Source organism: Archangium lipolyticum, from assembly GCF_024623785.1.
In the GTDB taxonomy this organism is placed as follows: domain Bacteria; phylum Myxococcota; class Myxococcia; order Myxococcales; family Myxococcaceae; genus Archangium; species Archangium lipolyticum.
This window is the reverse complement of sequence record NZ_JANKBZ010000009.1, coordinates 333,859-355,563: the sequence shown is the minus strand read 5'-3', so window position 1 is coordinate 355,563 and position 21,705 is coordinate 333,859. Positions and strand designations below refer to the sequence as shown.

Here is a 21,705-nt window from a genome sequence, read left to right as displayed (position 1 = left end):
ATGCTCGGTGGCTCCCCATCCCACCCAGAGACATCCATCCTCCAGCCACCCCGCTCATTTCCTACACGCGGTAGCGTTCCTCGAAGAACTGGCGCAGGGCTGGCTCGGTCCGTAGCAGGTCCAGGGTCAGCTCCACATGACCAGGCACATAGCCGTTGCCCACCAGGATGGTGACGTCCTTGCCGATGCCATCCGCCCCGAGCGCGGCCGTGGTGAAGCTGGTGGCCATGGAGAAGAAGATGGCCATGCCTCCCGCACGCGTGGCCAGGAGGGTGGCCATCTCGGTGTTTCCCACCGAAGCGCAGTTGACGACGAGATCGCACATCTCTCCGCCGGTGGCCTGGCACACCTTCTCCATCGCCTCGACGGCCTGGGTGGCATCCACGCGCAGTGCCGCGTCACAGAGGCCCAGGCCCGAGAGCAGAGCGAGCGCATCCTCGGATGCATCCAGGGCTATCAGCCGCCCATGTCCGCCGAGGCTCCGGCGGGCCTGGGTGAGGCTGAGTGCCCCGCCCTTGCCCGCCCCCAGGACACCCACGGTCATCCCGGGGCTCACGAACCGGTGAATCAAGGCCGGTGCGCCACAGACATCCAGCGCGGCGAGCGCGAGCGCCTCGGGCAGGTCATCCGGTAGTTTCGCGTAGTGGCCGGTGGCGAAGAGGATGGCGTGTCCACGCACGTCGACCTGGCCGTTGTCCACGTTCACCCGGTCGATTCCCTCGAGCTGGAGGGGCGTGAGGGTGAGACTCACCATGGAGGCAACCCGATCCCCCACCTTCAGCCGCTTGCGGGCTGGATACTTCGGGCCCACCTCCTTCACCCGCCCGATGAGCATTCCGCCCGAGCCTGTCACCGGGTTGTGCATCTTGCCTCGCTCCTGGACGATCTCCCGGATGCGCTGCGCGATGCGCGCCGGATCTCCGCCAGCGGAGTCCCGGAGCTGTTGGAAGGACGCGGCATCGACGTTGAGACGCTCCACGTCGATGAGCAGCTCCGACTCACGGCACGGCAACGAGGGGTCCAACCGTTTCGCCCGCTGAGGCAACACGCCTCGTTCACCGATGACGCGTTTGAGCCCGTAAGGATCTGGAATCACCATGGCGCTCCCCCACTCCCCCCAGGACATCCGGGGGATGGACGACACACGTGGGCCGTCCCCGCGCCACCCGTGCGCCGCTCATGCCAAGCGGGAACGACCCCCGCCAGGAACCGGGGGCGGTACCGCGCCGCGTGTGATTGACCTGTGGGATTTCCGAAGCTGTCGAAGGCGGAACGAGACTGATGAACGGCCCCATTGTGCCTGAGTGTACGCACCAACGCCCGCTGGACGTAGCGCGACTCGACACAGGCACGTCGCCGCCGCCCACCAGCAAGGTGACTTCCTTGCCCACACCTTCCACGGCCAGTGCCGCCGCCGTGAAACTCATGGACATGGAGGAGAATTCGAATACCTCCATCGGCTTCCGACGCCTTCATCCAACTCGGAATGATTGACCTCATGCTTCGGCGCTTCGCCTGACTGCTCCACTTCAACATCCTCTGAGGCTTATGCCGCCCGGGCCAAGAGAGCCAGGCCACTGCCGCGCACCTCATGGGAGGGTGGCCAGGGCCGATGTGTACTTCAAGGGGCTGCGCGGCTTCTCTTCCCGCCTGGCTCACTGCTCGGGCGGGTCACGCAGCAGCAGAAGCCGGCGACGTTGCAGCTCGCGCTGATGCCGAAGCCGCGGGGCGTCTCCCTCGCCTCGCGACCGAGGCCAGCATCTTCGGCGCGAGTGTCACCCCCGCCATCCTCGCGGACCCGGACACGGCGTCCGTCGAGCTGGGCGTGAAGTTCCGCGCCAGCGTCCCGGGCACCGTGGCGGGCGTCCGCTTCTACAAGGGCAGCTCGGCGAACAGTGGGACGCACGTGGGCAGCCTCTGGAGCCGCTCGGGACAGCGGCTCGCGTCCGCGACGTTCACCAACGAGACGGCCACCGGGTGGCAGATGGTGCGCTTCGCCACGCCGGTGAGCATCTCCGCCAACACCACGTACGTCGCCTCGTACCTCGCGCCGCGCGGCCGCTACTCGGCCACGGACAACGCCTTCGCCAGCCAGGGCATCACGAATGGCCCCCTGACGGCGCTGGCCTCCGGCGTGGACGGCGAGAATGGCGTCTATCTCTATGGCAGCGGCGGCTTCCCCACGCAGAGCTACCAGAGCACCAACTACTTCGTGGACGTGCTCTTCTCCCCCACCCCCGACACGGGCGCGCCCTCCGCTCCAGGCTCCCTCGCCGCGGCGCCGTCCACGGCGGGCGCCATCCAGCTCACCTGGACCGCGGCCACGGACGACATCGGCGTGACGGCCTACGTCCTCTTCCGCAACGGCGAGGAGTTCACCACCGTCTCCGGGAACACGCTCACGTACAAGGACGTCGGGCTCGCGGCGTCCACGCTCTACACGTACACGGTGAGGGCCCGTGACGCCGTCGGCAACCTGGGCCCCGCGTCCAATACGGCCTCGGCCACCACGACCTCGGAGCAGCCGCCCCCCGGGCTGAGCCTGCCGCGCGTGCCGTGGGAGGGCGGACCGTCGTACTACGCGCGCTTCCCGGCCATGGCGGGCACGCCGTGGACCCGCGAGGACTTCTTCCCCATCGGCTACTGGGGCGCGTACTCCGACGAGGAGTGGCGCTTCAGCACCGACGCGGCGCACGGCATCAACACGTTCCTCGAGGTGTACAACACCAACGAGAGCTCGGGCGCATGGATGCGGAAGTACGGCATCTGGAACCTCGCCGGCACCGGACTGGGCGGTGAGTCGGTCGGCACGACCTTCCACGACGAGGTGGACATGTGGGGCGGCCCGGGCTGGAATCCGTGGACCGGCTACGTCAACGACGCGGTGTACGACACCTGCGTGCCGGACCAGCCGCACGCCTGCGGCTACTCCGTCTACAACACCCAGTACGAGCAGTTGAACAACCCGAACGCCCTCATCTACGCCAACGTCGGCAAGGGCGCGCTGATGTGGCAGTCGGACGAGGAGCGGGCCACGTTCCTCTCCGGCGCGGACGGGCCGGACCCGCGGGCGAAGTGGCGGCTCGGCGTGGCCACCGGGAGCGTCATCAACGCCAACCAGATCGAGGGCGCGGTGTGGTCCACGCTCATCCACGAGGCGCGCCTCCTCGCGTACTTCTCGCACGTCTTCTCTGACTCCACCGCGAACCCGTCGACCCCGGACGTGCTCAATGACACACGCGCCGCCTACCAGGCCACGCATGACCGGGTGAAGAAGATCAACGCCGAGGTGAAGTCGCTCGCGCGGGTGCTCAACACGCAGTCCTACGTGTGGCAGTTCAACCCGAACCTGAGCACGATGCTCAAGTACCGCGACAACGCCGCCTACGTCTTCGCCATGCAGAAGCGGCAGTTCGCCAGCGGGACGTACACCTACACCCTGCCGCCCGGCCTGCCCGCGAGCGGCACCATCGAGGTGATTGGCGAGAACCGCACCATCCCCTACTCCGGCGGGAGGTTCACCGACTCCTTCGCCGCCGAGTACACGCACCACAAGTACCGCATCCAGGACTGAGAGACCGGACGCGGGCCCGTCCATTCACGAGGGACGGGCCCGCTCGACGGGCGTCCAACGTCAGGCCCCCTTCTGGGCGTGGGCCTTGACCGCCTGCACCTCGAGGGCAATCTCAATCTTCTCGCCCACGAGTACGCTCCTCGCGAGCCCCCAGTCATCGCCCGCGGTTTCGAAGGCCCGCCGGTACGCGCACGATGGCCTCCAGTCCACCGCCTTCGCGATTGCGCAGCGTCAGCGTCGCACCGATCGACTCGGCCAACTGCTGCGCGATCGCCAGGCCAAGGCCGGTGCCGCCGGTATCGCGGTTGCGCGAGTCTTCCAAGCGATAGAAGGGCTCCATCACCTTGCCCAGCTCGGCTTCGGGAATGCCGGGGCCACGATCGCGCACGCGGATCAGCACATCGCCCTTGTCGTCGTTGCCGACGTCCAGCTCGGCTGCGCCGGTATACTTGATGGCGTTGTCGATCAGGTTGGAGACCACCCGGCGCAGGGCATGCGGCCGCGTCGTCACGGGAGCGTTGACGCGGCCGGTGAACGCCACCTGCCTGCCGGTGTCGAGATAGTCGTAGACCAGGCTGTCGAAGAACGCGTTGAAGTCGATCCTGACGGGCGTCTCCGACGCGCCGTGCGCACTGCGCGCGTAGGCGATGCCTTCGCGCACCAGGTGCTCCATCTGCCCGAGGTCGCCGATCATCTTCTCTCGCTCGGGAGACTCGTCCATCGTTTCGGCGCGCAGTTTCATGCGCGTGATCGGCGTCTGCAGGTCGTGCGAGATCGCCGCGAGGATCCGCAGGCGCTCCTGCATGTACCGGGCGATGCGGTCCTGCATGGCGTTGAACGCGGACACTGCGTTGGCGACCTCGACCGGTCCGCCTTCCTGCAGGCGCTCGCCTTCGCCGGCCGGGCTCAGCGTATGTGCGGCGTCGGCCAGTCGCGCCAGCGGTCGCGTCGCCAGGCGTACCGCCGCCCACGTGCACAGCAGCAACAAGCCCAGCTGTACGGCCAGCACGTAAGGCAGCCACTTCGCCAGCGGCATCACCGATGGCTGCACCTCAAGCACCATCGGGCTGCCGTCGCTCAGCTTCAGGTGCACCTGGAACCGCTCCGGATCCGCGGACACGGCGTTCGCCCTGGTCGGATAGCGCGGGCCCAGCGCCATGGCGATCATGCTGGCCATGTCCCGAGAGGTGTCGCTGGCGAGCGGCCCGCCCTCCTGTCCAGGACCCAGCATATAGTGAAAGGTGCGACGCCGCAGCATCGGCAGCCAGTGTTCGCGTTCCTCCGGTGGCAGGCGGTCGAGCAGCTTCACCGCCACCACGACGTCCTGCTCCAGGTTGGTCATCAACATCGAGGTCGCCGCTTCGTAGCGCTCGTAGAACAGCAGGCCGAACGACAGCCCGTGCGCGAGCAGCAGGCCGCTGAAGAGGATCAGGTACAGGCGCGAGGCGATGGTCCTGGGCAGCCAGCGCGACCACCTGCGGTGGCGCGGCGCGTTCATTCTCCTTCACCGACCAGCGTCACCGGCATGCTGAAGACATAGCCCTCGCTGCGCACGGTCTTGATGTAGCTCTGCTCGCGTGCGTCGTCCTGCAGGCGCTGCCGCAGGCGGCTGACCAACAGGTCGATGGAGCGGTCGAAGTGCTCCGCGTCGCGGCCCTGGGTGAGGTTGAGCAGTTGGTCGCGGGTGAGCACGCGGTTGGGATGGTCGAGGAACACGCGCAGCAGGCGGAACTCGGCGCCGCTGAGCGCGACCACGGTGTCGTCGGGAGCGAGCAGGTGGCGCGCGGTGGTGTCCAGGCGCCAGCGCCCGAACGCCAGAATGCGGCTGGCCTCGGTGACCTGCAGGTTGGGCGGCAACATGCGCGTGCGCCGGATCACCGCCTTGATGCGCGCGAGCAATTCGCGCGCGGAGAAAGGCTTGGTCACGTAGTCGTCGGCGCCCATTTCCAGGCCGATGATGCGGTCGGTCTGGTCGTCGCGCGCGGTCAGCATCACCACGGGTATCGCGCGGTGCTTGCCGGCGCGCAGGTCGCGGCACAGCGTGAGGCCGTCCTGGCCGGGCATCATCACGTCCAGCACGATCAGGTCCACGGCGTGGGTGTCGAGCACGGCGCGCATTTCCCGGCCGTTGGCCACTGTCGTAGCGCGCAGCCCGTTCTTCTGCAGATAGTCCGCGACCATCTGCCGGATCTCGCGGTCGTCGTCGACGACCAGGATGTGATCTACGTGTTCCATCTGGTTCCTGGCAGGGGGGAAGTGCCGGAGGCTTCGTCCGTCGCGATTGTGCCACCGCGTCGGGGCGGCGCGATGTCGAACGCGCGGAGCCGCCGGCCGGCCTCGACCAGACGGCGCTTCATGTCACCGTCCAGGCCGGGCAGGGGGGCGCGGTGTAGAGAACGGTTTCGAGGGAGGGGGTCATGACAGGGACTCCAGTGCGTTGGGGGAGGGGACGTTGTGGTAGGAACCGCGGGCGTGTGCCTGCCTGCGCTTGTTCGCCTGCGCCCACTTGCCGACGAGGCGGACGGCGACGGCGGCGCAGAGCATCGAGAATGGAATGGCGTACAGCACGCTCATCGTCGGAATGCGCTTGAAGAACGAGTAGCCGAAGATGGCGGCGATCACCCACATGCCGACGGTGTGCAGACGCTTCCACGAGGCCGCGGTCATGTGCCGCGAGACGACATGGAAGGACGTGATCGCCAGCAACGCGATGAACACGTAGCCAACAGTGCCCGGTGTATTGGTCAACGTGTTGCGGCTGGGCCAGAACTGCGGATTGAGCACGCCGTAGCTGAAGATCGCCATCAGGTGCACAAGGTGCGAGAAGGCGAACGACAGGCCCACGTAGCGGCGTTCGCGCATCAGGCGTCGCGTGAAGTCACTGGGTACCAGCGTGTTCAGCGAGGAGGCGACGAACGCGGCCAGGAACAGCGCGAACGAGGTGCGCGCCGTGGCGCGGATCACCGAGCGCGTGCCTTCGACGGGATCGGCATTGAGCGCCAGGAGCAGCGCCGACATCGCTAGAACCAGCGTGCCGATCAGCCAGAACAGCTTCCAGCCGGTGATGGAGGGGACTTTCGTGTTCATGACAGGGCTCCTTTGGGTTCGAGCGTGCCGAGGACGACGCGCTGTTCGCGTGACTGCCGCAACAGCAGCAGGCCATGCGCTTCGAGTTCGGTGGCGTTGCCGCGGTTTCCGCCGCCAGCGCGGACAGGTGGTCGGGCCCGCTCCAGACGTTGGCCCGCCAGCCGCTGGCCCACGCCGTCGACGCGGGACATCAGGGGCGGGGTAGGCGTGCTGCGGGTGGACATCGCGCTCTCCTCGGGTTGGCGGGCCGTGTGTTCCAGTGGCGCCATTGGGAGGCCGCGAGGTATCGCGCAGATGTCGCGCAACCCGTGGATCTGTCGGGAAAGTTAGCCGCCCGTGGGGCGGATACATTCGGATACGAAGAGGGCGGCCGGAGCCGCCAGGCGCATTGAAACCAGGCGGGCTCGGTCAGGGTGAAGCGGACGCCCGACGGGTGTCAAAGAACTCGAGCAAGCGCGGCGCCCCGAGTGCTCAGCGTGCCGCGGACGACACCCCGCGCGCCGCGGAGTCGATCACGTCCGCGACCGCCTTGGGCTGGGTCAGGAACACCACGTGGCTGCCCTTCACCTCGGTCGTCCGGGCTCCGATGCGCCTGGCGGTCCGCCGCAGCAGCTCCGGCGCGATGGCTCCGTCCTCCGTCGCCACGATGAACCAGCTGGGTCTGGTCTTCCACGCCGCGGTCGTGACCTTGGCCTTGAGGGCGGCCATGGCGATCGGGACCTGTGAGTCGCGCAGGAAGGCGGCGTCCTTCTTGCTCACGTCGCCCGCGAAGCCAGCCCGGAACGTCTCGCCCTTCAGGAAGGCGAATCCGTCGGGTTGCTCCTCGGGCACGAAGTTCGGCGGCGGGGGGACCTCCGCGTATTGATCAAGCGTGGACTGGCCGACCTCGGGCGCAAAGGCGGCGACATAAACGAGGCCCGCGACCTTGGGGCTTTCACCGACCTGGGTGATGACACTGCCTCCGTAGGAGTGGCCCACCAGGATGGCGGGCCCGTCCTGACGGTTCAGGACCCGCTGGGTGGCGGCCACATCGTCTTCGAACGACGTCAGCGGGTTCTGGACGATGCTGACCCGGTAGCCCCGAGCGGTGAGTACATCGTACACGCCGCGCCAGCCAGAGCCGTCGGCGAAGGCGCCGTGGACCAGGACCACGTTCTTGATGGGGGCCGGGTTGCCGGCAGGGGTGGCCGCGGCGAGGCCGGCCACGAGCAAGGCGGCGGCCGAGACGAGGGTACGAAGCGTGAGGTTCATGGTTCTGTCTCCTGTTCGAGAGGGATGGGTTGGTTATCGCGATAAGCAAAATCGTTATCGCGATAAGCAAGTAGGTACACCCGCCGAGTGCCGTTGTCCACCAGAATGTTATCGCGATATCCTTTCGTACGAGAATGAACCGATGAAGTGAGATGTAGGGGTTGAAGGGAAGGAGCTGAGATGGACGAGGTCGAGAGCCCGGCGAGCCTGGACGAGCAGGTCTGCTACGCAATCTATTCCGCGAGCCTGGCGATTCAGCGCGCCTACAAACCGGTGCTGGACGAGTTGGGGATTACCTACCCGCAGTACCTGGTGCTGAACGTGCTCTGGCGCACGGACGAGCAGAGCGTCGGCCGCATCGCGGAGCGTCTCGCCTTGGAGTCCAGCACGCTCACGCCGCTGCTCAAGCGTCTGGAGACGGCGGGCCTGGTGCGCCGGATACGCAATCCCACGGACGAACGGCAGGTGCTGATCGCCCTCACCGAGAAGAGCCGCACCTTGCGGACGCGAGCCGGCTGCCTGGGAGAAAGGCTGCTCTCGGCCTCCGGCATGTCGATGGACCGGCTGGACCGGCTGAATGCCGAGGTGCGCGAGCTCCGCGACAGCATCTATCGCAGCATCGGTGGCTGGAGCCCGGGCGGCGACTAGGCTGCGGCGCGCACGTCTGTCGCAACGAGCTCTTTGGCACCTTTCCCGGGACACCTTTCCCGGGCTCGTCGCGCGGCCCCTTCGGAGGCGATGGGCTGGTGCTCACCACCCGTGCTCGCGGGCATTGCCATGTCATGGAAAACATCAACGAGGGCTGGAAGTTGGAGTTCATCGTCTTGAACGCGTCCAACACCTGGCTGAAGACCCTGGGGACGACCCAGGTGAACCTGCCCGGTATCCAGCCTGGAAGCGCGGCCTCCACGAAGAGCTTCAGCGCGGCCCACGGGCTGAGCGCGGACACCGGCTACAAGCTGCTCATGGGGCGTGGAGACGCGGGGATCACGCGGCGCATCGTTTTCCTGGTTCATCCACTTTTTAAGGTTTTAGCTGTTTTTCTTTACGAACTCGATTTCCCGGTGTCATGCTCCCAGAGACCCCGGTTCAGGGGGGTCCTGACTCTGGCAGCGCGTCTGCGGCTTCCTTCCGCTCCGATGCCGGGCTCAGCGGATCGGCCTTCGCGCGCCGCGTCACGCGCATTCCCATTCCGGGAGGTTGTCTCATGTTCGCGTCTCACCGCCGCCGAGCGAGGTTGCTCGCGACCACGTTGCTCTCCACAGTGGCCGGGGTCGGCCTGTCGGCCCTGCCCGCTCACGCCGCCCTCGGGTCCGTCACCAGTGCCTCCCTCTCGGGTGACACCCTCACCCTCACCGTCGGCGGCGACAAGCTCCTTATCCAGGCCCTGCGCCCGGACATCGTCAAGGTGGACTACCGTCCCGGTGGCGTCGCCGATCCCCCCACCGCCGTCATCGATCCCGCCAAGACGTGGGCCACGGGCAACATCACCTCCGCCGACATGGCGTCCAATCCCATCGTGGTCACCACGGCGCAGCTGACCGTGAAGATCAGCCGGAATCCCGCCCGCCTCTCCGTCTTCGACGCCACGGGAGCGCTGGTGCTGAGCGAGCAGGCCGCCGAGGGCGTGTATGCGGACGGGGTGAAGTTCAACCATGGGTCCGGACAGGCGTTCTACGGCATCACCGGCAACCCGGTGCCCTGGGCCGAGAAGGATCCCAAGCAGAACCTCGCCGAGGGCATGCAGCGCAACGACGGCGGCCGGGTCAGCGCCAACATGCAGGGGGACGGTGGGGCTCCGCTCGCCTTCACCAGCCGTTATGGGTTGCTGGTGGACTCCATCGATGGGGACTTCGCCATCACCGACACCACCCTGGAGTTCAGTGGCGTGTCGACTCGCAACGTCGCGTACTACGTCCTGGTCGGTCCGCCCCGGCAGGTGATGGCGGGCGTCGCGGAGATCTCCGGCAAGCCCGCCCTGTCACCCAAGTGGGCCCTGGGGTTCAACAACAGCGAGTGGGGCACCACGCAGACGGAGGTCATCTCGATCGTCCAGGGCTACCGGGATCGGAAGATCCCCCTGGATGCCTTCACCCTGGACTTCGACTTCAAGGCCTGGGGCGAGGACGACTACGGCGAGTTCCGGTGGAACTCGACCTCCGCCAGCGGCAACGTGCACCCGAACAAGTTCCCCAGCGGGGCGGCCGGGACGTTCGCCCGGGACATGGCGGCCAGGGGCGTCATGTTGATGGGGATCATGAAGCCCCGGGTGATCGTCGGGAAGGCGGGCGGAGGCACCACGGTGCAGGGACAGTGGGCGCGCACCAACGGCTGCTTCTACCCGGGCCTGGCCGATTACATGGAGTACTTCTCCGGCCGGCCCGCCAACGACGTCGACTTCTCCAAGCAGACGTGCCGTGACTGGTATTGGCAGCACTCCCGGACGCTGTTCGACTCGGGCATCGCGGGCTGGTGGAACGACGAGGCCGACGAGGCGAACGGGACGCTGTTCAACAGCCTCCAGCACTTCAACATGCAGCGGTCGCTGTATGACGGGCAGCGGGCGGTCTCGGACCGGCGGGTGTTCTCGCTCAACCGCAACTTCTACCTCGGCGCCCAGCGCTACGGCTACGGCATGTGGTCCGGCGACATCGAATCCGGGTTCGGCAATATGGCCGAGCAGCGCACCCGCATGCTCTGATGTTGAATGGCGTGCGCACCCAGATCACCCTGCCCGTGACGGCGGACTGGAACTCCTGGTCGACCTACACCGCGCGAATCCCGCTGAACGCGGGCACCAATACCCTCGCCTACGTCTACGGCTCGGGAGACTCGGGCCACGTCAACCTCGACTCCCTGACGATCGCACCGCCCCCTCCCCCGATGCTCGTGCTCGAGGCGGAGGACGCGGCGCTGTCCTCGGGCGCGATCGCCCTGAACGACCACCCGGGCTACTCCGGGCGCGGGTTCGTCGCTGGGTACTGGAACTCCGGAGCGACCACCGCGTTCACCCTGCAGGCCAGCACGGCGGGCACCTACTCCGCGACCCTGAAGTACAGCAACGGCAGCGGCTCGGCCCAGACGGTCTCCATGATGTTGAATGGCGTGCGCACCCAGATCACCCTGCCCGCGACAGCGGACTGGAACTCCTGGTCGACCTACACCGCGCGAATCCCGCTGAACGCGGGCACCAATACCCTCGCCTACGTCTACGGCTCGGGAGACTCGGGCCACGTCAACCTCGACTCCCTGACGATCGCACCGTAGCGGACCACGGGATGCTCGTCCTCGCCCCCGTCACCGCATGGCGGGGGCCCTCCGCTAAAGCCAATTGGAAGGATCCCCCCAGCCTCGCAGGGCGGGAGTGCCAACCGGGGCAAGCCCCTACCCGCCCGCGCTCGTCCCCGGGGACTGCGTGCTCGCCAGCCATCCCCCGCCGAGCGCCTTGGAGAGACAGACGACGACCCGTGGGCCCCCCGTCCATACCGAGTCTCGTTGCGTGACTTGAGTCCCGCGTTCGAATCCTTTGACACCATCTCCGGCGCCAGGTTCCGCCGTGAGCACCTTTTTCCGTCGTGGCTACCCCCGCACTTTTTTCGGCTCCACGTGGGACAGGCGTCTCGTTTTCTCGTCCTTTAGGAGAACCCACGCTGGCGCTGAATTCCGGCGTTCACCCCGCGGAGATGCTCGTGACCAAGAAACTGACGTGTTCCTGGGTCGTTCCATTCGCCCTCCTGGGCCTGGCTGGATGTGCCAAGCCCGGTTCCGACGAAGCGCCCGCTCCCGCTTCCGAGGACGCTCGCGTGACGGCGTGGGTGCCCGGGACGCCGGTGCCCGCCCAGGCGCACGCCGAGGGAACGGAGCACACGATGGAGATGGACTGGATCCGCCGGGACGGTTCGATCGATGACCTGACCGACCACTCGGCATTGATCGTCAGCGGCCGGGTGGAATCCACGCGCTACGACGTCGTCCGCGCCTGGGCGCAGTCCAAGGTGGAGGGGCAGCCCACCGGACCGGAGAGCGGCATCTACTCCGACCTTCCGGTGACCATCGCGACCGTGCGGATCGGCGACATCGCGCGCTCCTCGCAGGAGCTCAAGACCGCCTCGGGCGGCACGGTGGCGCAGGGCTCCACCGTGGAGATCATGTTCCCGGGCGGTCTGCTCTCCGACGGATGCACGATCGCGCCGCAGGACAGCTCGCTGCCGGCGGTGGGCGCGCAGGCGGTCTTCTTCCTCGTCCCGCCGGGGGGCACCGCGCCCCTGGCCACGCGCTCCATGGAGGGCATCTACTCCGTGACCGGCGGCCCGCTGGGCCAGTTCCAGGTGAAGGACGGCCTCATCCAGGACGCGGGCTCGCAGCGTCACGCCGCCGCGACCGAGGGATACGCCGGCAAGCCGGTCAGCGCGCTGCTCGAGCGGGTCGCGTCCCGCGCGAAGGCCGTCCAGTACCTGGGCCCCGACCTGCCCAAGCTGGCCATGTTGGATGAGCGCCCCTCGCAGGGGCCGTCCGCCCAGAGCTGGTGCGGGATTCCGCTCTTCCCCCACAAGTGGTGCCGCAAGCCCACGAACATCACCTTCACGGACTACTCCAGCTCGAAGTGGCCCGTCGGCGACGGCATGAACGAGTGGATGTACAACAACTACAACAACAGCCTGTACCTCCACTGGCGCGCCAGCGGCACGTCCGACGTCATGGTGTACGAGGCCAATTACGGCGCCACCGGCTGGTACGGGTACGCGAACTACAACGCCGCCAGCGCTACCTGCATGGCGAGCGCCACCATCAAGTTGAACACCTACTACTACTCGGGCTGGCACTACGGGAAGACGGTCTCGACCCACGAGATCGGGCACGTCCTCGGCCTCAATCACCACAAGGATTGCAACTCGATCATGTATTACAACCCCACCGCGTGTGCGGCCAACATCACGACCTGCGACATGCAGGCGGTGGCGGAGCGCTATCCGTACTGAGCGCGGTCTGAGGACAAGCTGAACCAAGCGCGCCTCCCGGCTCCTGGCCGCGGAGGCGCGTGTACGTTCCGCGGGGATACCTGGACGTGTCTGGGTGAGCGCGGGCCTGGTGGGGACACGCGCGGGAGGGGCTGGTGCCAGAAGTCCGGCTGCGGGGGCCCGCGCGCTATCGCCAGCGGCGGCACGTCGGACGCATAGCGGTGATGAAGCGGCTGGCCAGCCACGTGCGTGGAGGCCCACCGAGCCCTGACTTGCGGCGGCGCGGACGTGACCGCCGAAGTGGGGGGGAGTGGGAGATGGAGAACATCGGCATCGACGTGCACAAGCGGGACAGCCAGGCTGGTTATCAGACGACTTCTAGCCTGCCGAGTGGTACGACGAAAACCGACCCTCAAAGCGCGGCCTGCGCAGGAGAATCGTATGAGTCTTCTGGTGCTATGTGAGTTCAGAGCACGGACCGACGGAGAGGCAGAGTTCCTGCGGGTGGCGCGGGCATTGGCATCCGCCGCTGCGACCGAGCCGGGAACGTTGCGCTACCAGTGGTTCGTCACGCAGAGGCCCGGTCATTATTCGATAATTGAGGAGTACGTCGACGCTGACGCGGCCGAAACGCATAACAACCATGTGGATTCACTGCTCCGCGAACTCTTTGCGGTGGCTGACCTGGTGTCGGTGTCATTCTACGGGGAGCTCAACCAGTACTTGCGCGAGTGGATTTCCGGCCGCGAGGGAATTGCAGTCAATCTGCCGTTGTGACGTCGCCCGAGCCGCTTGAGGTGCTCGGGCCGGGTATGCGGGTGCTGCGCCCTCACCACTGCTCGAGTTCTTTGACACCCTCTCGGACGCAGCTCGCGTGGTGTTGAGAGCCGGGCCGCAGTTGCCCACAGGCCCAAGCCGACCCTCCTCGGCCCCTCTGCACCAGCCCGCCCCCTCAACAGTCCTTCTATTCGCCCTATGCGTCGGCCCGGGCTTGGACGAACGGTCTTGTTACTTCCTCTTGATCCGGAACGAAGAGGTGAGATCGTTGAAGTTGTGCTGCACCAGGTTCGGGATGTCACAACCACACCCCAGACCACTTCCGCCGAAATTGATGTCGTTGAACAAGGTGAACTCGAAGCCGGGGCTCACCTTGACCGAGGAGATGCGGTCGTTCCATTGCGTCCCGACCCAGGAGCTGTCGCTGGTCGCGCAGAAGCTCTCGCCCTTGTAGTCGATGTCAGAGTAGAAGCAGACACCAGTGGTCGTGCCGCCGTAGATGGCGCGGATGGCCCCGAGGTCGCCAGCGGTAAAGGTGTTGACGCGATCGTTGCCAACCCACTCCGGCGGAAAGCCATTCTTGGGAACGTAATCCCAACGGCCATTCACGAAGTAATTGCGGTAGTGCATCATCGACTCGAAGTCGTATGCTCCGATGGGCGTGCCCGCCGATCCCCAGTCAATGGCGTTCTGGCTGCCGCCCGCGTTGACGGTGACCCATGTATCGCGGTCTTGGCGCACCTGCTCATGCGCCAACCCGACAGCGTGGCCGAGCTCGTGCCGGGCGGGGTTCACGCCGCAGCCGTTGCCCAGCGACAAGTCCTGCCGTCCTCCGATCTTGCCGACGTAGCTCCAACACCCGTCGCCGGTGATGATCCGAACGTAATCGGCCTGGTTGGTTCGGGGAACCCAGCGGATGGAGGTCTTCGCGTCGTAGTCGGCCTTGGCGCCCTCGAAGGCCGCACGCGTTGCCGCCGACGCGGCGGGATCGATCTCGTACGGAATCACACCCCCTGGCCACTTCTGACCGTTGGCGTTGACGATGCCAGAGCCCATGGCCCTGACTCGCGATTCACCATCCAGTGTCAACAGCACCTGTTTGTCCGCGCTGAGCACCTGCGTGCCAGAGACCTGGCCGATCACCTGGTCGCCGACAAAGGCATAGTCGCCCTTGAGCACCGCCGTGACGGGTTCTTTCAGGCCGGCCAGCCGCACCTGGAAGGACTGGCCTTTCGGGTACTGTGAATTGTACACGGCGTCGTTTTCCAACTCGCTCTCGTGCTCCGTTGCCGCCTGATCTCCACACGCGGTGCTCAACAAACCCAAGGCAAGAAAAGCCGTGTGACGCATTGCACGATTGAACATTTCGCCTCCTTCAGGCTGTGCGGTTCGGCGAGTCGCCTCGAGTGCAGGCCACGCACCTTCTCGAACCATTTGCCACTACAGAGGCAACAACTGGCACAATCGGGTTAAACGAACAATAATGGCCAATTCTCCCAGAAACGTCATAATTGATTTATCTGATTCCTTGGAAACTTTTACTTGAGGGCTGGGAGTGGGCCTGGCGGTTTGGAAGGCCTGTGAGGAAGTCCTGACGCGTGGCGACATACCCCCATGGCCCGGGCTCCTCTTGAAATGCTCGGGCCGGGCATGCGGTTGCCGCCCCCTCACCACTGCTCGAGTTCTTTGACACCCTCTCGGGCCACCTTCAGTTGCCTGCTGTCCTGGCTCCGGCCTGGGGGCCAGCGCAGCAGGAGCTCTGGGAGTTACTCACAGCGGAGGCACGCACCCTCTCGAGGAGCCCGAGGCAGGGCGGGTCGCCCGACCCTCCTGGCCAGGCCTCCCATCCCGCCTATGCGCCGGACAGCGGATGTCGAGTGTTCCTGCGCGGTTGGGAACGCGCGCAGCTCAGCGCTGCTTGTTCTTCTCGTCCCAGAGCATGGGCTCCCAGAGCTCCACCTTGTTACCGTCCGGGTCCATGATCCACGCGAACTTGCCGTTCTCGTGGCTCTCGGGGCCTTTGACGATTTGCACCCCCGCCGCTCGAAGCTGAGCGAGCAGCTCGCCGAGGTTGTCGACGCGGTAGTTGATCATGAACGGCGCGTCGAACCAGTCGCTGTCCTTCGCCGCGACATTCCACACCGTGAGGCCCTTGTCCTCGGCCTTATCCTCGGGCCACTTCAGAATGGCGCCGCCCCAGGGCTCGAGCTGAATGCCGAGGTGACGCTGGTACCATTCGGACAGCGCCTTGTCGTCCTTGGTCGATTTGAAGAAGATGCCGCCGATGCCGGTGACTTTTGCCATGGCGGCGGAGTGAAGCCGGACGGCACGGCCACGTCAACGCTGAGCAGGCAGGCGACCAACCGGCCAGAGCCGCGAAGGGCCAGCGGTCTACGCCACCGCAGAGCCAACAGGCCCAGTCCCCTACCGCGCCCCCATGGCATCGGCCGTGCGCTCGCCGTCGCCATCGTCGCCGAGGCACGCATCCCCGACACCGCACACGCGTGGGCATTCCCGCCTCGCCGCCCACGCACTTGAAGAATATCTCGCCCCTCCAGCCGTAATACCTCGACTTGCCCCGCGCGATCGTCACTGCACGGCGCGCGCGAACTGGCCCGGGGTGAGCCCGGTGATGCGCTTGAAGTGCCGGTTGAGCTGGCTCTGATCGTAGAGCCCCACCCGGAGCGCGACCTCCGAAGGGGTCAGCCCCTGGGTCAGCAGCCCCATGGCCCGGGAGATGCGCAGGTGGGTGAGGTACGCGTAGGGCGGCATCCCCACCTCTTCCCGGAAGGCTCGGCACAGGTGGAACTTGTCCAGTCCCGCCAGCCTGGCCAGGGCTTCCAGCGTGATGCCCTGCTCCAGGGCATCGTGCAGCGCCTCGCGCGCCCGGCGGACGGGCCCGCGAGCGCGCCGCTCCGGCTCGTCGGTGTCACCGAAGCACGTGGCCAGCGCGGAGAGCGCCTCGGTCAGCGCCGTCTGGAGCTCCAGTGTGTTGGAAGGCTCCACTCTGTCCTCGCCCAACAGGGCATGGAGACGGACGAAGGGGGCCGCCATGGGCTGCTCGCGTTCGAACTGTACCCGCCGCAGGTGGGATGAGGCCGGATGGCCCAGCGCCTCACGGGCCTCGGTGACGAGCGCCTCATCGAAGGAGATCACCTGGAAGCGGGAAGGACCCTCGCGGCGCAGATCGCGGTGGACCTGTCCGATCTGCTTGAGGTCGAGCGTCCCGGGAGTGGTGGACCAGACCCTGCCACGGCTGCACCACTCCGCTCGGCCCGAGTACGTCAGCGTCACCGAGAAGCGCTCCTTCACGGAGCGCCACAGCCGCTCGTCGGTCCTGTAGCGCACCACCCGCAGGCCCGGGCAACTCGGGGGCAGGAAGACCCGGATGGAGTGCGGGCCATCGGAGACGGCGCGAAGGGAAGGGCTCACGCCTCGATGCTACCGCGAGCCGCCACCGTGGCTTGGGCGTTCTTGGCGGGACATGTCCGCCAACAATGCCCAAGCCCGCCGAGCGTCCACCCTCTACTCCTTTGCCCCGCAACCCCAGGGAAGGAGTTTCTCCGTGCGGAACGAAGACAAGGTCGTCGTCATCACAGGTGCGAGCAGCGGAATTGGTGAGGCAACCGCGCTCCTGCTCGCCGAGCGCGGTGCGAAGGTCGTACTCGGCGCGCGCCGATTGGATCGCCTCGAGGCACTCGCGGACCGTATCGTGAGAGCGGGGGGCGAAGCTGCCCATGCACGCACGGACGTCAAACGGCGTGACGAGCTGGCCGGCCTCGTCAGGTTGGCATGTGAGCGGTATGGCAAGCTCGACGTTCTCGTCAACAACGCCGGCATCATGCCGGTTTCTCCCCTCGACGACCTGCGCGTTGGGGATTGGGAGGAGATGATCGACATCAACATCAAAGGTGTTCTGTATGGCATTTCCGCGGCACTGCCTGTCTTCCGCAAGCAGGGTTTCGGGCATTTCGTCAACATCGCTTCCACAGCAGGGCATCGCACCGTGCCGAACCAGTCTGTCTATTCCGGCACGAAGTTCGCCGTGCGCGCCATCTCCGAGGGCTTGCGCCAGGAGGCCGGCGACAAGCTGCGCGTGACGATCATTTCGCCTGGCATCGTCCGGACGAACTTCGCGGATGGCGTGGCGAATCCGGAGGTGAGAGCCCAGCTCGCCGCCACCCGAGACAAGCTCGCGATGCCGCCGGATGCGATCGCCCGCGCCATTGCGTTCGCGATCGAGCAGCCGGCCGATGTCGATGTGAACGAGATCGTCATCCGTCCCACCGCGCAGGTGTGACTCCGCCTCTCCGAGCGGGTCTGTCCATGACGCCTACCACACGTCCGGGAAGGAGAATGACCCGCTCAGCACGGCCGGGTTGCTCAAGGTGTGCACAGCATGCAAGAAGTCCTCGGCCGCGCGCAGCAGCATCGGCGTTTCCTTCAGCGACGGCATGAGCGCCACCACCATCGTGACGGGCATGCCATCCGCCCTCAATTCGAACGAGAGGAGGTAGCGTCGACGATATGCAACAGCGGCAGCTCGCTGCGCTGTTCCACCATCTCGGCGACTTTGTGCATGGTGTTGGTACAGAGAACAATGGCCTCCCGCCCGCCCGCTTCAGGGAGATCGCCGCATCGGCCAGCAGGGTTCCTGCTTTCTCCCAGTCGCCCTGCGACTGACACATGGGCCGCTCACACCCGGCGGATGCGGGTGCCGATCTCTTCCAGGCGCCGCACCATGTAGGCCGGGTCGATGAGGACGTGCGGGAGGTAGAGCCCCGGCGGCACGGGGGGGCCGCCCGCGAGGCCGAGCAACCGCTCGAGACCCACGGCGACGCACTGGGCTGTCACGGGCGCCTGACCCGCCGGATGGACGAGCTCGTAGCGGACGCGTCCCGTCGTTCCATCCCACCGCTGGCCCACCAGCTCGATGATGATTTCCGTCGAGAAGGGCTCGCCGCGCTTGCGGGTCGCCGACTGCCCCACCGCGAGGTCGAACCGGATGGACCGGGCGTCGGTCGCCCCGGCGAGGCTCATGAGGTCGAGCGGCGCGTAGGCCTGGACCCGCAGCTCCGCTCCGTCCACGCCCACGAGGGTGCGTGCCGCGTCCTCTCCCTGGACCCAGCGCCACTTGCCGTCCTCGAGGCGGAGGGCGCTCGCCGTGACCTTCGTCATGCGCTCGAAGTCGGCATACGCCGCCGGTCCACCCATGTCCTCCTCATCGAGAACGGCGGCGATTTCGATGGCCTCGAGGGTCCGGAACTCCCTGGCGAAGTGCAGGGCCGGCAGCGTGGCGGCTCCCGCCAGCCAGAGGCTGTCCATGAGGATGGGCGCACTGCCAGGTCTGGCGACGTAGAACCCCACCTCCGGCCCGATTTCGAACAGGGCCGTCGAGATGCCGAGATAGGCCGCCCCCCTGGCCTGCGCGTACCGCAGCGAGTTGAGGGTGTCGTCCTTCAGGAACATGGCGATCGCACTGAAGGACTTCCCGGCAGGCAGGCCCAGGTCGGGTCGCTCCAGGTCGAGCCTCGCGGTATCCGCGCCGCCCACCTCCCTGGCGACGGCGTCGGCCCGGGCCAGGTCGCGTCCTCCAATCGTGATGGGCAGGCCCGGTTGGAGCCGGCGGAGCATCTTCGCGGCCTGGGAGCCAACGAGGCCGGAGCCTCCAATGATGAGGACGGGCTGCTGCGTGTTCGCGGACATGGTGGGAGGGCTCCTCTGCATGGCGGGGCGGCGGCGTGGCCGGAATGGGTCGCGCCCATCCCGCCCGGGCTCCTACCTTTAGTAAGTTACCGGCAGTAGGTTCGCCACGATTTGTTCGTAGGGAGGGCAAGGGGCGGCGAAGCGGCTCGTGCTCCGCGCCTGGCGGCGCGCTACAGTCACTTGACACCGGTTCAGGTGCGAGCCGCGTTGCCATGAGCGAGACATCCAGCAAGAAGCTGCCGAAGGCCCAGAGGCGCGACCAGTTGCTCGACATCGCGCAGACCATCGTGCGCGAGGAGGGGACGGATGCGTTGACCCTCGGCCATCTCGCCGAGCGTGCCGGCGTCAGCAAGCCGGTGGCCTACGAGCATTTCAAGACACGTTCCGGGCTGCTCATCGCGCTCTACGCGCAGATAGACGCCCGGCAGGTCAAGGTGCTGCAGGAGGCGCTCGAGCGCACACGGCGCCGGCTGGAGGACGTCGCCCGCGTGGTGAGCCGCGCCTACATGAATTGCTACACGTCGGTGGGTCCGGAGTGGCATGCCATCTCGGCCGCGCTGAAGGGCGACGAGGAGATGGAGGCCTTCCAGCAGGAGCTGCTCGACAGTTACGTGGCCCTCTATTGCGAGGCGTTCGCGCCCTACACGAACCTGTCGAAGGAGGAACTCCACCTGCGCTGCGTCGGAATCATCGGTGCGGCGGAGGCGATTTCGCGGGAGATGATTCGAGGCCGCGTCGAGGAGGCCAAGGCCGCCTCGACCCTGGCCGCGCTCATCATCCGCGGGCTCTCCACATAGGCGCCCCGCGGAATCCCTCTTCCAGAGGGAGAGGGGGCCTACACAAATCGTCAGGAGATGCCGATTGAACACAGCCGGGCAGACGCGAGTGGAGTGAACCATCCGCAGATGCGCCGATTCGAGCTGAGGGCTCGCCCTCCCAAGGGGACGGAGTCCTCGTATCTATTCATCCCTGGGCGAACACAAGACACAGCCCATGGGTCGCAACATGAAGTTCTACGAACTGAGCTACGGTGTCTATCCGCGACGGGTGAGCATCTATCTCGCGGAGAAGGGACTGACCGGCATCGTGCGGATTTCCCTTCGCGCGGACTCGTCCCATACCCCGCGCAAGAGCGGCAACATCATCGACCTCTACACCACGTTCCCGTGGAAGGCCCTCTGCGCCGAGGTGGTGAAGCTCAAGGTGCAGCGCCACGAGCGAGGCCAGTTCGCCCGGCTGCCGCTGGCGGCTTCAGCGGAAAAAGAAGACCCCGGCTCGCCTGATGGCGCCCGGAGCCTTGCTACATCCCTTGCCACAGCCTCCCGGAAAGCTGAGTCCTTTCCGGGAATTCCGGAGTGGAGGCGGCGGGAATCGAACCCGCCGCCCCTCGTGAGCAAGGCCCGGTTTGTCAGGCGAGGACCTGGCCACCCGTGACGCCGAGAATCTCCCCGTTCACGTAGCGCGACTCGTCCGAGGCGAGGAACACGAACGAAGGCGCCAGCTCCACCGGCTGCGCCGGCCGGCCCATCGGCGAGCTCTTGCCGAACGACTTCACCTTCTCCGCGTCGAAGGACTGCGGAATCAGCGGCGTCCACACGGGGCCCGGCGCCACCGAGTTGACACGGATGCCTCGCTCGATGAGCTCCTGCGCCAGCCCCTTGGTGAAGGTGACGATGGCGCCCTTCGTGCTCGCGTAGTCGAGAATGCCCGGGTTGGGCTGGTACGCCTGGATGGAGGCCACGTTGATGATGGAGGCCCCGGACTTCATGTGCGGCAGCGCGTAGCGCACCAGGTGGAACATCGCGAGGATGTTGGTCCGGAAGGTCCGCTCGATGCGCTCGGCCGTGAGCTCCTCGAACTTCTCCACCGACTTGCCCTGGAAGGCCGCGTTGTTGACGAGCACGTCGATGCGGCCAAAGCGCTTCACCGTGTCCTCGATGATGCGGCGGCATACGGCCTCGTCCGTCAGGTCGCCCTTGAGCGAGAGCACCTGGTGGCCCGAGTCCTCCACCACGCGCCGCGTCTGCTCGGCGTCCTTGTCCTCATTGAGGTACGCGAAGGCCACGTCGGCCCCCTCGCGCGCGAAGGCCAGGCACACCGCACGGCCAATGCCGCTGTCCCCTCCGGTGACGAGTGCCACCCTGTCCTTCAACCGGCCCAGCCCCTTGTACGACGTGAGGCCGTAGTCCGGCTCGGGTGTCATCTGCGCCTCGATGCCCGGGTGTGCCTGCTCCTGGCCGGGCAGAGGGGGCTTCACTCCTGCGTCACGGGGATTCTTCTGAGCCATGTGGGGGTGTCCTCCAGTTGCCTACCCCGCCCACGGTGGGGAGACTGGTGGACCCCGGCAACCAC

The 21,705-nt window shown here is 66.7% G+C and carries 21 protein-coding genes; 9 read left to right on the top strand and 12 right to left on the bottom strand.

Features of this window, described 5'->3' with window-relative positions; genetic code table 11:
* Positions 1 to 61: 61 nt before the first annotated feature.
* Positions 62 to 1,099, bottom strand: a complete 1,038-nt coding sequence (gene kdd / locus NR810_RS21830) for an L-erythro-3,5-diaminohexanoate dehydrogenase (RefSeq protein WP_306818378.1) — start codon at positions 1,097 to 1,099, stop codon at positions 62 to 64.
* Positions 1,100 to 1,825: 726 nt separating this feature from the next.
* Between kdd and NR810_RS21825 the strand changes: the two genes are divergently transcribed.
* Positions 1,826 to 3,574: a DUF4082 domain-containing protein gene (locus NR810_RS21825; RefSeq protein WP_407653814.1), complete on the top strand. Its 1,749-nt coding sequence runs from the start codon at positions 1,826 to 1,828 to the stop codon at positions 3,572 to 3,574.
* A 154-nt stretch (positions 3,575 to 3,728) separates the two neighbouring features.
* On the opposite strand, the gene NR810_RS21820 is transcribed toward NR810_RS21825, so the two are convergent.
* From NR810_RS21820 to NR810_RS21800, 5 genes are all read right to left on the bottom strand, one after another.
* Positions 3,729 to 5,072 (bottom strand): sensor histidine kinase, encoded by a 1,344-nt coding sequence (locus NR810_RS21820; protein ID WP_257455138.1) that lies wholly within the window; start codon positions 5,070 to 5,072, stop codon positions 3,729 to 3,731.
* Complete coding sequence (locus tag NR810_RS21815) at positions 5,069 to 5,809, bottom strand: response regulator (protein ID WP_257455137.1); 741 nt, start codon at positions 5,807 to 5,809, stop codon at positions 5,069 to 5,071. Before NR810_RS21815 ends, NR810_RS21820 begins: the two co-directional genes overlap by 4 nt.
* Before the next feature lie 180 nt (positions 5,810 to 5,989).
* Entirely contained in the window at positions 5,990 to 6,661 is a 672-nt protein-coding gene (locus NR810_RS21810; RefSeq protein ID WP_257455136.1) for a ferric reductase-like transmembrane domain-containing protein, read from the bottom strand.
* Entirely contained in the window at positions 6,658 to 6,885 is a 228-nt protein-coding gene (locus tag NR810_RS21805) for a hypothetical protein (RefSeq protein ID WP_257455135.1), read from the bottom strand. Before NR810_RS21805 ends, NR810_RS21810 begins: the two co-directional genes overlap by 4 nt.
* 247 nt (positions 6,886 to 7,132) lie before the next feature.
* Positions 7,133 to 7,912 (bottom strand): alpha/beta fold hydrolase, encoded by a 780-nt coding sequence (locus tag NR810_RS21800; protein ID WP_257455134.1) that lies wholly within the window; start codon positions 7,910 to 7,912, stop codon positions 7,133 to 7,135.
* A 180-nt stretch (positions 7,913 to 8,092) separates the two neighbouring features.
* Here NR810_RS21800 and NR810_RS21795 point away from each other — a divergent pair, with 180 nt between their 5' ends.
* The 5 genes from NR810_RS21795 to NR810_RS21775 all read left to right on the top strand — a co-directional run bounded on the left by NR810_RS21795 (position 8,093) and on the right by NR810_RS21775 (position 13,647).
* Positions 8,093 to 8,560 (top strand): MarR family winged helix-turn-helix transcriptional regulator, encoded by a 468-nt coding sequence (locus NR810_RS21795; protein WP_257455133.1) that lies wholly within the window; start codon positions 8,093 to 8,095, stop codon positions 8,558 to 8,560.
* Between the two features lie 559 nt (positions 8,561 to 9,119).
* Positions 9,120 to 10,613, top strand: coding sequence for a TIM-barrel domain-containing protein (locus NR810_RS21790; RefSeq protein WP_257455132.1), 1,494 nt, complete (start codon positions 9,120 to 9,122; stop codon positions 10,611 to 10,613).
* Positions 10,614 to 10,624: 11 nt separating this feature from the next.
* On the top strand, positions 10,625 to 11,179 hold the full coding sequence (locus tag NR810_RS21785) for a carbohydrate-binding protein (protein WP_257455131.1): 555 nt from the start codon (positions 10,625 to 10,627) through the stop codon (positions 11,177 to 11,179).
* Positions 11,180 to 11,601: 422 nt separating this feature from the next.
* Positions 11,602 to 12,891, top strand: coding sequence for a matrixin family metalloprotease (locus tag NR810_RS21780; RefSeq protein ID WP_257455130.1), 1,290 nt, complete (start codon positions 11,602 to 11,604; stop codon positions 12,889 to 12,891).
* 420 nt (positions 12,892 to 13,311) lie between these two features.
* Positions 13,312 to 13,647 (top strand): putative quinol monooxygenase, encoded by a 336-nt coding sequence (locus NR810_RS21775; RefSeq protein WP_204219566.1) that lies wholly within the window; start codon positions 13,312 to 13,314, stop codon positions 13,645 to 13,647.
* A gap of 231 nt (positions 13,648 to 13,878) precedes the next feature.
* Here NR810_RS21775 and NR810_RS21770 read toward each other — a convergent pair whose 3' ends face one another.
* The 3 genes from NR810_RS21770 to NR810_RS21760 all read right to left on the bottom strand — a co-directional run bounded on the left by NR810_RS21770 (position 13,879) and on the right by NR810_RS21760 (position 17,079).
* A complete protein-coding gene (locus NR810_RS21770) occupies positions 13,879 to 15,012 on the bottom strand; it encodes a M12 family metallopeptidase (protein ID WP_257455129.1) in 1,134 nt (377 codons plus the stop codon).
* A 543-nt stretch (positions 15,013 to 15,555) separates the two neighbouring features.
* Complete coding sequence (locus tag NR810_RS21765; protein ID WP_257455128.1) at positions 15,556 to 15,951, bottom strand: VOC family protein; 396 nt, start codon at positions 15,949 to 15,951, stop codon at positions 15,556 to 15,558.
* A gap of 285 nt (positions 15,952 to 16,236) precedes the next feature.
* On the bottom strand, positions 16,237 to 17,079 hold the full coding sequence (locus tag NR810_RS21760; RefSeq protein WP_257455127.1) for a helix-turn-helix domain-containing protein: 843 nt from the start codon (positions 17,077 to 17,079) through the stop codon (positions 16,237 to 16,239).
* A gap of 133 nt (positions 17,080 to 17,212) precedes the next feature.
* Between NR810_RS21760 and NR810_RS21755 the strand changes: the two genes are divergently transcribed.
* Positions 17,213 to 17,947 carry an SDR family oxidoreductase gene (locus NR810_RS21755; protein WP_257455125.1) on the top strand — a complete coding sequence of 245 codons (735 nt, stop codon included), beginning with the start codon at positions 17,213 to 17,215 and terminating at the stop codon, positions 17,945 to 17,947.
* Between the two features lie 33 nt (positions 17,948 to 17,980).
* Here the strand turns inward: NR810_RS21755 and NR810_RS21750 are convergent, their stop codons facing one another.
* Together NR810_RS21750 and NR810_RS21740 are read right to left on the bottom strand one after the other, a co-directional pair.
* Positions 17,981 to 18,130, bottom strand: a complete 150-nt coding sequence (locus NR810_RS21750) for a hypothetical protein (RefSeq protein ID WP_257455124.1) — start codon at positions 18,128 to 18,130, stop codon at positions 17,981 to 17,983.
* Between the two features lie 212 nt (positions 18,131 to 18,342).
* On the bottom strand, positions 18,343 to 19,353 hold the full coding sequence (locus NR810_RS21740; RefSeq protein ID WP_257455122.1) for a Rossmann-fold NAD(P)-binding domain-containing protein: 1,011 nt from the start codon (positions 19,351 to 19,353) through the stop codon (positions 18,343 to 18,345).
* A gap of 212 nt (positions 19,354 to 19,565) precedes the next feature.
* Between NR810_RS21740 and NR810_RS21735 the strand changes: the two genes are divergently transcribed.
* Entirely contained in the window at positions 19,566 to 20,150 is a 585-nt protein-coding gene (locus NR810_RS21735) for a TetR/AcrR family transcriptional regulator (protein ID WP_257455121.1), read from the top strand.
* Positions 20,151 to 20,358: 208 nt separating this feature from the next.
* Positions 20,359 to 20,787 carry a thioredoxin domain-containing protein gene (locus NR810_RS21730; RefSeq protein ID WP_257455120.1) on the top strand — a complete coding sequence of 143 codons (429 nt, stop codon included), beginning with the start codon at positions 20,359 to 20,361 and terminating at the stop codon, positions 20,785 to 20,787.
* Here NR810_RS21730 and NR810_RS21725 read toward each other — a convergent pair.
* Complete coding sequence (locus NR810_RS21725; protein WP_257455118.1) at positions 20,762 to 21,640, bottom strand: SDR family oxidoreductase; 879 nt, start codon at positions 21,638 to 21,640, stop codon at positions 20,762 to 20,764. The two genes, NR810_RS21730 and NR810_RS21725, sit on opposite strands and share 26 nt — an antisense overlap.
* Between the last annotated feature and the right edge of the window lie 65 nt (positions 21,641 to 21,705).